This is a genomic window from Niveispirillum lacus (assembly GCF_002251795.1).
Lineage (GTDB): Bacteria > Pseudomonadota > Alphaproteobacteria > Azospirillales > Azospirillaceae > Niveispirillum > Niveispirillum lacus.
Genome location: NZ_NOXU01000028.1, coordinates 97,701 through 110,424 on the forward strand (window position 1 = coordinate 97,701; position 12,724 = coordinate 110,424).

Below are 12,724 nucleotides of genomic sequence, written 5' to 3' on the forward strand. Positions count from 1 at the left end.
CTCATTCCTTCCCCGCCATACGGCGACCCCGGCCGGGCAGTGAGTCGATCAGCAGGTTGACGCCCACCGTCAGGGTGGCAATCGCGATGGCCGGCACCAGAATGGCGGGTGCGGCCTCGCCCAGGCCGGAGATATTCTCCCGCACCAGCGACCCCAGATCGGCATCCGGCGGCTGCACACCCAGACCCAGGAAAGACAGACCCGACAGCAGCAGCACGATGAACACGAAGCGCAGACCGAAATCGGCCAGCATCGGGTGGATCATATTGGGCAGGATTTCGCGCAGCGCGATATAGACCGCCCCTTCGCCCCGGCAGCGCGCCACCTGCACATAATCCATCTGTGCCAGATTGACGGCCAGCGACCGGGCGATGCGGAAGGCACCCGGGAAATAGGTGATGGACGCCACCAGCAGCAAAAGCGGCAGCGACGATCCGACCACCGCCACCAGCACCAGCGACAGGATCTTGGACGGGATGGAGATCAGCGTATCGACAAAGCGGCTGATCCCTTCATCCACCCAGCGCGGGCTGACCGCCGTGATCAGGGCCAGTGCCGTGCCGGTTGTGCTGGCCACCAAGGCGGCAGCCAGGGCCAGCCCGACAGAGTAGCGGGCGCCGGACAAGAGCCGGCTCAGCACATCGCGGCCCAGATAATCGCTGCCCAGCGGATGGGCGGCCGTGAAGCCGGCGAAGACGTCATGGGCCACAAAGGCGCCGGGGTCATAGGGTGCCAGCAACGGTCCGAAAACCGCCAGGAACAGCCAGAGCAACACCAGCGACAGGCCCACGCGGCCACTGAAGGGCAGGGCTTTTACCCAGGTTCGTGTCGCGTTCATCATCGGTTGCGCAGCCTCGGGTTGGCCAGGATGGCGGCGGTATCCGCGATCAGCGCCAGCAGCAGATAGGCCGTGCAGAAGATCATGGCGCAGGCCTGAAGCAACGGCATGTCGCGGCTGGTAACGGCATTAACCATCAGGCTGGCCAGACCCGGATAATTGAAGATCGTTTCCACAATGACGGCCCCACCCAGCAGATAGGATAGGGACAGCACCATGGCATTGACGATGGGGCCGATGGCGTTGGGCAGGACATGGGTCAGCACCACCCGCGCCGGCTTGATCCCCTTCAGCAGCGCCATCTCCACGTATGCCTGGTTAAGCTGCTGGATGATGGCCGCACGGGTCATCCGGGCCATCTGGGCAATCACGATTACCGCCAGCGACAGCACCGGCATGGCCAGCGCGCGCAAGATCAGCCACGGGCTGGCATCAGCGGGGACCAGGGCAATCGACGGCAGCCAACGCAGTTGAACGGAGAAGATCAGAACCGCCAAAGTCGCCACCAGGAATTCCGGCAGCGCCACCATGGACAGGGTCGCCACATTCAGGCCCCGGTCCAGGCGGGTATCGCGGTGCATGGCCGACAGAATGCCGATGGTCAGCGCCACCGGCACCGACACCAGGGCCGCGAGGGCCGCCAGCAGCAGCGAATTGGGCAGGCGGGCCGCAATAACATCGGCCACCGGCATATTCGCCACCATCGAATATCCCGGATCGCCGGTCAGCATGCCCAGCAGCCAGCGCACATAACGTTCAGGTGCCGGCTGGTCCAGACCGAATTTCTCCCGCAAGGCTGCGACCGCATCGGCGGTGGCCGCCTGCCCCAACAGTTCCTGCGCCATGTCGCCGGGCAGAAGTTGGGCGATAAAAAACACCACCAAGGAGACAAGCAGCAGGGTCAGCAGGCCCGACGCAATGCGTTTGACGATCAAGGGCAGGGCGGTGGCCAGCAGGCCACGGGTCGCGGGTCCGGCCACAGGTTCAGCCCTCCCACCAGACATGTTCAGGAAATTTGTACCCCATGAACCCGCCCAGCCGGATGGGGCGCAGGCCTTTGACCCGCTTATCAAAGCCGTCGATCAGGGTGATGAAGACCGGAATGGCGGTGCCGCATTCGGCTGCCACGATTTCCTGCATCTCGCCATAGATTTCCTTGCGCAGCGCAAAGTCACCCTGGGCGCGGGCGTCCAGCAGCAGCCGGTCGAACCGTTCATTCTGCCAGCCGCTTTCATTCCAGGCGGCGGTGGATTTGTAGAACAGGCTGAAGACCAGATCGGCGGTCGGCCGCGGGTTGGTGTTGCCGAAACCCAACGGATGCTTCATCCAGTGCGTCGACCAATATCCATCGGCCGGCATGCGGTTGACCGCCAGTTTCAGCCCGACTTTCGCACCATATTCCTGAAGCACCGATGCCATATCGACCGACCCCTCAGCGGCGGGGGAACAATATAGCGGCAGCGGGGTGGAAGGCAGATCGGCACGGGCAAAATGGTAGCGCGCCTTATCCAGATCCAAGGTCCGTTGCGGCAGGTCGGCGCGGTAGAACGGATCGAAGGGCGGGATGGGATGGTCATTGCCAATGGTGGCGAAATCGCGGAACAGGGCGCGTTTGATCAGATCCCGGTCAAACAGATGCTTCATGCCCAGCACAAAGTCGGGGTTGCCCGTGGGTTTGCTGTCACGACGCATGATCAGGTTGGTGTAAAGGCCGGACGGTGTAATCAGCAGATCATGGGTGCCGCTTTCCCGGATGCGGCGGGTAGAACGTGGATTGACCGCGATGACCATATGCACATCGCCCGACAGCAGGGCATTGACCCGCGCCACTTCGTCCGGAATGCCGATCAGTTCCAGGCTGTCCAGATAGGGACGGCCTTCGCGGAAATAATCCTCATTGCGCACCCCCAGGGTGCGCACGCCGGCCTGGAAGGTCTGGCATCGGAAAGGGCCCGTGCCGTTGGCCTTGCTGAACTCTCTGGTCCCGGCCTTGATGATATAGAAATGTGACTGTGCTAGGATCGACGGCAGATCGACATTGGCACCGGTCAGCACGATCTCGACATCACGCGGCGACACGGCGCGGACGCTGGCCATCTGCGACGCGATGGGCCTGACCTTCGATCCCGACGCCGGGTCCTGCAGGCGCAGCAGGGAAAAAACCACATCGTCGGCGGTCAGTGTGCTGCCATCATGGAACTTTACACCCCTCCGCAGGACGACCCGCCAGGTGATCTGGTCGTCACTGTCCAGGCTCTCTGCCAGGCACAGGTAAGGCTGGCCATTCTCGTCATAGTCGGTCAGCCCGTTATAGAACATGGCGTGACGGCAATAATCGGTTGATAGCGCCCCCTTGGCGGGGTCCAGTGTATCGGCGGTGGAACTGGACAGGCTGGCAGCCGTGATATGGCCGCCGCGCTTGGGTTGGGCGTGGGCCAACCGGGGCATCAGCAGCCCCGTCATGCCGGCCGCAAGGCCCGTGCCCAGCATTTGGCGTCGGGAAAGGCGCATGGGGCCCCTCAATGCAGGATGTCCTGAATGCGGTAATAAAGCCCGACCAGCGGCAGGAACCAGGGCTTGCCCAGATGGCCCGGCACAGGCGGCCAGGACAGGTCGGCCCAGGGGTTGGCCGACCGGTCGCCGCCCATCACCCGGGCCATGCGCTCGCCCATATAGACCGCCATCTGCGTGCCATGGCCGCTATAGCCCATGGCATAGAACATGCCGTCATGCTCCCCGGCACGCGGCAGGCGGTCGGCGGTCAGATCGACCATGCCGCCCCAGCAATAATCCACCCGCACATCCTTCAGGGCGGGGAACATCGCCCGCAATGTGCTGTCCAGAATGCGCCCACTCTTGGCGTCCGACAGCGGATCGGACACGGCAAACCGGGCACGTCCACCAAAGATCAAACGATTGTCGGGCGACAGTCGGAAATAGTTCCCGATATTCTTGCTGGTGACATAGTTGCGCCTGCCGGGAAACAGATCGGCGACGGCGGCGTCGGTCAAAGGTTCTGTGGCAATCACAAAGGACCCGACCGACACGATGCGCCGCCGGAACCAGCCGAAGGGACCGACGGGGCTGGCCCCGCCGGTGGCCACCAGCACCTGTCCCGCCCGGATATTTCCCTTCGGTGTCCGAAGTTCCCAACCACCATCGGCGTGGCGGTTCAGCCCATAGACTGGCGCACCTTCATGGATGATGGCCCCTTTGCGCACGGCTGCCTCGGCCAGACCGACCCCAAACTTGCCCACATGCAGTTGCGCACTGGTTGTCTGCAACAGACCGCCATGAAAGGCGTCGGACCTGATTTCGGTCGCCAGATCCGTTCTCGACAAAAGGTGTATATGGGGATCGATACCGGTCAGGGCCTCCGCCGCGCGGGCCAGCTTGTCGTAATGTTCCGGCTTGGCCGCCAGCTTCAGCCGACCGCAGCGGCGGAAGGCACAGTCGATGCCTTCCTCTCGCGTCAGCCGCTCGACATCGTCCACGGCATCGACATGCGCCTGGTAGAATCTGCGCGCCGTTTCCACCCCAAACCGCGCGGCCAGGGCGGCGAAGTCATGGGCAGTACCGCTGTTGCATTGACCACCATTGCGACCCGACGCCTCACCCGCCACCCGGCCCGCTTCCAGCACCGTAACGCTGGCGCCGCGCTTGGCCAAGGCCAGCGCCGCCGACAGGCCGGTGAAGCCGCCGCCGATGACCGCCACATCGACCCGCCCCTCAACGGGCCCCGCCGCCGCACCGGTAAAACGCGGTGCGGTGTCCAGCCAGTAGGAAAGGGTTTGGGAAGCGGTCATGGACGATCACCGACGGGAGCGGAAGGGAAACGGGATCACAACCCCAGCAATGCCGGCAGGATACCGATATGCGGGATCTCATAGTCGCGGTAGTTGGGGTTGGTCGGCTCATGACCGCGCGCCACGAACACACGGGCGCCAAAGCCCAGGTCGGTGGCGGTATTCTGGTCATAGCGGAAGCTGGAAGAGACATGCATCATGTCTTCCGGGCCGCAGCCCAACTGGTCGAACATATATTCAAAAGCCTGGAAACGCGGCTTATAGGCCTGGGCCTGCTGTGCCGTATAGACACGGTGGAACGGCGCGCCCAGCAGGGCAACATTATGGTGGATCTGCTCATTCATGGCGTTGGACAGGATGACCAGCGGGATTTCCTTGGCCACCTTGGACAAGCCGGCCGGCACATCCGGATGTGGACCCCACGTCGGAACCGCGTCATAGATACGGCGCGCCTCCTCGGGCCGGAATTCGACCTTCCACTTCTGACAGGTGCGCTCCACCGCATTGTGGATGACCTGATCATAGGGCTTCCAGGCGCCCAGCACCTCGTCCAGGCGATAGGCCGCAAAATCCTTGCAGAACCTGTCCATCTGTTCCGGCGCGACACGGTCCGTGAACATCTCGCGCGCCATGTCCGACATGCGGAACCGGGTCAGCGTGCCATAGCAGTCGAAGGAAATGTATTTGGGCCGGAAGGGGGCCATGGCGTCGTCTTTCCATTGCTGCGGTGAAGATCGGGAGGGGCGCTGGCGTCCCCCCCACAAGCGATATTAGGCCATGACGAAACCGGAACTTCCGTCCGAAAGCGGGGAGGGGACGGCAGGGAATGCGGATTTGCCGACCACCGGTGCAGCATGTTCTGCTGAACCGATAACGGCTCAATAGCCACGCGCCCGGTCAACTTCACCTTGGATAGGTTGCCCGGCCTGATGGCGGCGGATATTCGCGATCAGCACATTGACCGACGACTCATCCTGCGTCTGACTGGCTACATGTGGGGTCAACAGGATGAAGGGATGTGACCAGAAAGGATGGTCCGCCGCTGCCGGCTCGATATTTAACACATCGATGACAGCACCCGACAGATGGCCGCTTTCCAATGCGTCCAGTAGATCCTGTTCCACCAGATGCCCGCCGCGCCCGACATTGATGATGGCGGCACCGCGGGGCAGCAGATCGAAGCTTTTGCGGCACAAAATGCCGCGCGTTTCGTCAGTCAATGGCAGCAGGCAGATCAGGATATCACAGCCCGACAGAAAGCTGGCCAGGGCATCGCTGCCGGCGAAGATTTCCACCCCTTCGACATCGCCGCCCGAGCGGCTCCACCCGCGCAACGGGAAACCAAAGGGACGCAGCGCCGCCAGCACCGCCGTGCCCAGTTGGCCCAATCCCATGACACCAACCCGCCGCTGTCTGGCCGGCAGCAGCGGACGTGGCGCCCAGCGATGGCCGGTCTGCGCTGTCCGGTAATGCAGCATTTCGCGGTGCAGGGCCAGGGTGGCAAAAGTTGCATATTGCACCATGCCATCGGTCAGGCCCGGTTCCATCATACGCACCACCCTCAGCCGATCCGGCACTTGCGACAGGTCCAACTGATCGACCCCGGCCCCCACGGAGAACAGCACCTCCAGGTTCGGCAATCCGTGCAGCAACTCGCGGGTCACGGTCCAGGCCGCCAGATAGCGGATGTCGGCGGGGTCACCGATATCAGGCCAGGTCCGAAATGGCATATCGGGTGCCAGCCGGGTAAAGGCCTCAGACCATATCTGCCCGCGTGCCGCCGATGATTTGTACAGGAAAGCCATGATGATTGCCCCTGTCCGGACAAAGAAAAACCCCCGCCCCGGGGGAACCGATGGGCGGGGGACGTGAGTGTAAAGGTAAGGGGCGGGGATCAGAAATTATATGACACCCGTCCAGTAATTGTACGCGGCGTGCCCGGTGCCACCCACAGGCGGGCGTAAGACGACGCATAGTAGGTCTTGTCGAACAGATTGTTCACATCGACCGACAGCTTCACCTGTTCTGTGGGCTCGTACGAGGCCTGGAGCTTCACCAGTGTGTAGCTGGGCAGGAAGAAATTCACACCCGTCTCGCCCAGACGCTTGGAGACATGGTTGATGCCGCCGCCGACGCTGGCAGTCCCATCGCCAACCTGAAAATCCTTGAACAGCAGCAGATTGGCCGTGTGCTTGGGCACATTGATCAGCGGGTCGCCTTCCTTGATCGGCAGGCTGAAATTCGGGTCCAGGAAGTCCTGTGCCACTTCTGCATCGGTGTAGGCATAGGTGGCGAACAGGCGCATCGCGCCCGGAAGTTTGGCATTGACGTCAAACTCAATACCCTTGGACCGCGCCTTACCAACGGCCATGGAGAAGCCGACATTGACGGGATCAGCCGTCAGTACATTGGTCTTGGTCATGGTGAACAGCGAGACGGTGCTGGTCACCGTGCCATCCTCGTACTTCGCCCCCACCTCATAGGATTTGGACTTTTCCGGTTCAAACAGGCTGTTGCCCACGCCGGAACCGCTATTGGGGCGGAATCCGTCGCCGTAACCACCATAAAGCGAGATCTGGTCGTTAACATTATAGACCATGCCCGCCTGCGGGCTGAATTCCTTATAGGTCCGCAGGGCCGGGTTGTTGACACTGTTTGACAGCAACCGGTTATTAAAGTCGCGCTTGAAATGGTCATAGCGACCACCAAAGCGCAGCTTCAACTGTTCGGTCAGGTCGATCTGATCCTGGAAATACACACCGAATGCCTTCTGCTCCTCATGCGAGTTGGTGAAGGTTGCGGTCGGTGTCGGGGTGTTGCCATAGACCGGGTTGAAGATATTGATGGCATTGTTGTTGGCCGTGATGGCGGCACCCGCCGTATAGGCAGGGGGACGGAAACGACGCTGCAGCAGGTCGATGGTGAAGCTGTCCCAGTCGGCACCGATGATGATGTTGTGCTTCATGCCTGCCACCTCGGCCGCACCGCTGATTTCACCGCGCAACACAGTATGGTCGGTGTCATAGTCCCGATAGCGGCGCTGACGCGAGACGAACTGGCCGTTGGTAAACAGGGGCTGGCGACCACTGGCAAGCTCGGCATCGCTGGAGAAACCCTCGAACGAAGTCTTCTTCTGGCTGCCGCCCAACAGCACGGTCCAGTCGTCGTTGAAATCATGCTGGAACTGCAGCTGATGGCCCAGCACATCCACCTTCGTCGGGCCATCACCGGGTTCGCCCAGGAAAGTGGAACGATCAACCGCGCCCAGTTTACCATTCACCGCGACGATACCACGGTCGAACGGCACTTCCTGATCAACGTATTCCATCTCATAGGACAGGCTGGAATCGTCGTTGATGCGCATCAGGATGGAGGGGGAGGCGACAAGCTTCTTGCTGTCGATCGTGTCCCGGAACGATCCTGCATCCTCATAAGCCGCATTCAAACGGACGGCGATGCTTTCCGTAAGGGGACCGGTGATATCACCTTCCACGCGATAGGTGTTGTAGCTGCCGACGGCGGCGCCAACGCTGCCTTTTGTATCGAACTCCGGCTTCTTGGTGATGATGTTCACCGTGCCACCAGGCTCGCCACGACCGAACAGGGCGGAATTGGGGCCCTTCAGCACCTCGATCCGCTCCACATTCGAGGCGTCGCGCGGGCCGCCATAACCACGGCCACCATTAAAGCCATTCACCAGGAAACCGCTGGGGAAATTCTCATCACCGGCAAAACCACGGACAGCGAAGCTGTCCCAGAGGCCACCGAAATTATTCTGCTTGGCGATGCCGGACGCCAGTTCCAGCGCGCCCTCCAGCTTGGTGATGCCCAGATCCTGCAACAGTTCACCATCCAACACCTGGATAGCTTGCGGTGTATCCTTGATAGCGACATCGCCGCGATAGGCCTGTCGTTGACCAACCACAATGATCTCTTCCATGGGACCATCGGCAGGCTGGGCGAGCGCCAGGGGGGCAATGGCCACACTGGCAGCGGTGGCGGCAAGCGCCAGGCGGAACCGGTAAGTCACATACATCGTTGATCCCCTTTGTGAAGCTGCTCCGCTGTTCACTCTTTGCGGCGCTGGCCCTGAACGGCCGTTATCTGATGCCGCCTGTTATGTTATAACGTTCCTCTAAGGCAAGGTTTTTTTATACCCGCGACCTTGACCCTTTACCTGATCAGCCTATGCCCATCGGCAGATCATTTTGCTCGAAGCGGGTGGTTGCGACGGTGTGTTCTATTGTTGTGCAGCTCAAATGCGCGGAATATGCCGGGGCGATAGGCACTGTCCCTGAAGCGGGCAATCCCTATTGCTTCTGGGTCCCCGTCACAGGTATTTCAGCCACCAGATGTCCCGGCGACGCTGCTTCAGCTCTGCAAACCAGCGGGTGGGCAGGTAGAGCGGCACCAGCAGGATGGCGACCCAGAGCCAGACGGTGGAAACATTATCCACGCCAAAAACCTGGCCCTTGTTCAGCCCATAGAGAGCGACGGCGATCAGATACAGCGCCTTCAGCACATAAAGATGCAGCAGATAAAAGAACATGGGCGCGCCGCCGAACATGGACAGATAGGGCATGATCCGACTGTCCTGGTGTTTTTCAAACAGCGCCAACAGCAGCACCCCGACACCAACAGTTGGCAGCAGGAACAGCAATGATGGCGGATATTTGGTCAGCGCCAGGAACGCCATGATTGTGTGCAGCGTGTCGACGCCCGGCACCCAGGGCTTGTCGCCATACATATTCAGCGCTCGGATCACGACAAACCCTATCAGCATGATGCTGCCGGTCAGGATCAGACGGCGACGGCGAACCAGGGCATCGGTACCCTTCGCGAACCAGGGGCCGCAGACATAACCCAACAGGATGACGCCGATCCAGGGCAGGATAGGATAGGTGGTTTTGGCGATCATGCCACCACCCAGTTCGATCACCGACCGCTGATGGATCACGGCCCAGACCTCAAAAAAAGGCTCGCCAGGGGCCAGCCGGATCGGGTCCAGCAGATTATGGCCCAGGACAATGACCAGCCCCAATACTGCCTGCGCCGGGCGGGGCAGGTGCAACAGTCCAGCCAGCACGATCATCGAAACGCCGATCGCCCAGATCACCTGCAGCCAGAAGGTCGTGGGCGGAAACTGTGCTGACCAGGCAAAGCCAACAAAGGTCAATTCCAGGAAGATCAGGAAAAGTCCGCGCTTCAGCAGGAACATCGAGGTCTCGGCCTTGCTGTGCGACTGACCATAGAGCCATGCTGACAGGCCGGTCAGCGCCACAAAGGTCGGCGCGCAGAAGGTGGACAGCAGCCGCGTGAAGAACAGGGCTGGATCGGTGGCTGCGGCATTCACCGGGTCAGTGACCTGGAGATGGAGGAACCAGGTTTCCCTGATATGGTCCACCAACATAAAAACCATAACCAATCCGCGCAGCGCATCAATGGCCACCAGCCGCGCATGGGCCTTGGCGGTCGCGAGCGTCTGGCCGCCGGTTGCGAGATTTTCTGTCCGGCTTTCCAACCCCGTGATACTGGACATGCCCTGAACCCCCGTTTGCAACACTGCGCCTTTCCATGGCGTCTTTGATCAGATTATCGTCGCAGGCGCTACGGTTATGCGGAAAAAACGGGGGTGGCGGTTAATGCTGCTGAAATGGCCAGTGCCGGCAGCAGCGCGCTGGCCCCAACAAGCCTGACCGCCCGAGCCGGGGTCCAGACCCTGACGCATCGCCCGCAAATGGCGCACCGTCACCGGTCGATCACAGCGGCACCGATGTTATTATTTACCATAATGTTAGTTATCGCGCAAAAAGCGACCAATAAATAGATCCCATAATGATCGTTTCCATTTTAACCTGTAACTCTCTGTTTTAATCAGGTTCCTCGCATCGGCGCCTGCTCCTCAACCCGCCGGCACCCGCACTACCCCCAGGATCAATGCCGATTGCGGGTGCAGGCGGGGAAGTTGCAGACCGGCCTCAGTCAGGGTGGAGCCCGTAAACAGGACACCGTCACGTAAGCTGTTGAACAGAGGGGATTTCTGGGCCGCGTCGGGCCAGAGCAGGCGAACATGGTAGCGGGCCGCTGGGTCAAGACCGGCCAGGCGAAGCCGGCCGGCAAAGTACCCCGACGGCTCGCTGAGCAACGTAAAGCTATAGAGTGCCTGTGCGCCGTCCGCCGCCAGAATGCCAAAGGCTTCCTCATTGGCCGGGCGGTCCAGACGGATCAGGCGGCCATCATGCAACAGCGGGCGATAGTGCTTATGCAGGCTGATACCGGCGGCAAGCTCCATCCGTTCCGCGTCGCTTAATCCCAGCAGGTTCACCTCCAGCCCCAAATGGAAGAACATCGCCGTGGCCACGCGGGTGGCCATGGCAACGCGGCGGCCGGTAATATGGCAATCGGTGGGGCCGACATGTGAACCAATCAGTTCCGGCGGCAGGAATGTGGACAGGCCGCGCTGAATGGTCAGCCGGTCCAATGCGTCATTGCTGTCCGATGCCCAGACCCGGTCGGTCAGCGACAAGATACCCAGATCAGCGCGTCCCCCGCCCGCAGAACAGCTTTCGATCTCCACATCTGGATAGGCATCGCGCACGCGGCGCAGCAGGGCGTAAAGCCCCTCGACATGCGCATGGGCCGCCGCAACGCCGTCCACGCCGCCCGGATGGCTGATATCACGGTTCATGTCCCATTTCAGATAAGAGATGGGGTAGTCCCGCAGCAGCGCATCCAGTCGCGCGAACAGATAATCCTGCACATCCACGCGGCTGGCATCCAGGACAAGCTGGTTACGGAACACAAGCTGCGGTGCCGGCGGCGTTCCCAACACCCAGTCGGGATGGGCGCGGTAAAGGTCGCTGTCAGGGTTGACCATTTCCGGTTCGACCCACAGCCCGAATTCCATCCCGCGTTCGCGCACCCGCGCCACAATGGGATGTAGGCCATCAGGATAAATACCTTCATCCACGAACCAGTCGCCCAGGCCCGCGCGGTCACTGCGCCGACCCCGGAACCAGCCATCATCCAGGACAAACCGCTCCACACCGATATCGGCCGCGGCATCAACCAGTTTCAGCAAAAGGGCGGGATCATGGTCGAAATAGACAGCTTCCCAGGTGTTGTAATGCACCGGCCGGGGCTTGGCCCGCACACGGGCATGGTCGGGCCGGTTACGGACATGGGCATGGAAACAGGCGGAAATGCCATTGCGTCCCATCAGCGAGCAGGCAGCATAGAGGACGGGCGTGCGATAGATCTGGCCCGGCGCCAGACGCATCTCACCGGGCATGAACAATTCGCCCATCTGAACATAGGCGCGGCCATCCGATAATGTATCGGCATAGAGGCGATGATTGCCGCTCCATCCCAAATGCAGGCCATAGACCTCGCCCGCCTGATCCCCTGCACCGGCCGCCTGCGCCAGGATACCAGGAAACGCATCATGGGAGGTGCGACCACGGCGGTTTTCCTTCACCACGGCGCCCATCACACGGGGCTGGGTCTGCATCCGGTATTCCCCGGCCCAACGTCCCTCAAACGTCACCCATTCCACCAGGTGCGGTGGCAGCGCCAGAACGGGGGCCGACAGCCATTCCAGATCCAGCAGGCCCGGTCCATCATTGCGGACCTGGGTCCAGCCGACCAGCATGCCGTGGCGGTCAAGGCGCAGATGATGGGTCAACGCCACACCATTGGCCTCATCCACACTGTCAATCTCCACAGCACCCGGATCCGGACGACGCACATCGACGATACGTGTATACGTGGCCCATCGCCGCCCCTCACCATGGGTCAAAAGGCCGGGACGGCCTGGAAACGCCTGTCCGGCCAGGGGGGTCAGGGCCAGCGGTGCTGCCACCAGGGGTGAACAGGGCGCATCTTCGCGCGCGGCCAGCAGATCCAGCATGGAGCCATCGGCCCCCGCATCCAGCCCCGTCCCCCAATAAAGCGTTACCGGCGATGGCCCCCGGACATCCAGGACAAGCGAGACGGCACCGCCATCCAGGCGTACAAAATCAGAGGGACCAGTCGGCAACATGCGCGGAACCTTTCAGGGGTTTTTGTTCTCCGTTGACGC

At 61.5% G+C, this 12,724-nt stretch carries 9 protein-coding genes; all 9 read right to left on the minus strand.

Annotation, left to right across the window (positions count from 1 at the left end; genetic code table 11):
* Window position 1 precedes the first annotated feature (1 nt).
* The 9 genes from CHU95_RS10970 to CHU95_RS11010 all read right to left on the minus strand — a co-directional run bounded on the left by CHU95_RS10970 (window position 2) and on the right by CHU95_RS11010 (window position 12,685).
* Window positions 2–841, minus strand: coding sequence for an ABC transporter permease (locus CHU95_RS10970; RefSeq protein ID WP_245838145.1), 840 nt, complete (start codon window positions 839–841; stop codon window positions 2–4).
* Window positions 838–1,818, minus strand: coding sequence for an ABC transporter permease (locus CHU95_RS10975; RefSeq protein ID WP_245838146.1), 981 nt, complete (start codon window positions 1,816–1,818; stop codon window positions 838–840). The genes CHU95_RS10970 and CHU95_RS10975 overlap by 4 nt, the downstream gene beginning before the upstream one ends.
* Before the next feature lie 4 nt (window positions 1,819–1,822).
* A complete protein-coding gene (locus tag CHU95_RS10980; protein ID WP_094456385.1) occupies window positions 1,823–3,349 on the minus strand; it encodes an ABC transporter substrate-binding protein in 1,527 nt (508 codons plus the stop codon).
* A gap of 8 nt (window positions 3,350–3,357) precedes the next feature.
* A complete protein-coding gene (locus tag CHU95_RS10985) occupies window positions 3,358–4,644 on the minus strand; it encodes an NAD(P)/FAD-dependent oxidoreductase (protein WP_094456386.1) in 1,287 nt (428 codons plus the stop codon).
* Between the two features lie 35 nt (window positions 4,645–4,679).
* A complete protein-coding gene (locus CHU95_RS10990) occupies window positions 4,680–5,348 on the minus strand; it encodes a haloacid dehalogenase type II (protein ID WP_094456387.1) in 669 nt (222 codons plus the stop codon).
* 174 nt (window positions 5,349–5,522) lie between these two features.
* Window positions 5,523–6,449 carry a 2-hydroxyacid dehydrogenase gene (locus CHU95_RS10995; protein ID WP_094456388.1) on the minus strand — a complete coding sequence of 309 codons (927 nt, stop codon included), beginning with the start codon at window positions 6,447–6,449 and terminating at the stop codon, window positions 5,523–5,525.
* Window positions 6,450–6,538: 89 nt separating this feature from the next.
* A complete protein-coding gene (locus tag CHU95_RS11000; RefSeq protein ID WP_094456389.1) occupies window positions 6,539–8,680 on the minus strand; it encodes a TonB-dependent siderophore receptor in 2,142 nt (713 codons plus the stop codon).
* A gap of 294 nt (window positions 8,681–8,974) precedes the next feature.
* Window positions 8,975–10,183, minus strand: coding sequence for an acetyltransferase domain-containing protein (locus CHU95_RS11005; RefSeq protein WP_094456390.1), 1,209 nt, complete (start codon window positions 10,181–10,183; stop codon window positions 8,975–8,977).
* Window positions 10,184–10,546: 363 nt separating this feature from the next.
* Window positions 10,547–12,685 carry an alpha-galactosidase gene (locus CHU95_RS11010; RefSeq protein WP_094456391.1) on the minus strand — a complete coding sequence of 713 codons (2,139 nt, stop codon included), beginning with the start codon at window positions 12,683–12,685 and terminating at the stop codon, window positions 10,547–10,549.
* Window positions 12,686–12,724: the final 39 nt, after the last annotated feature.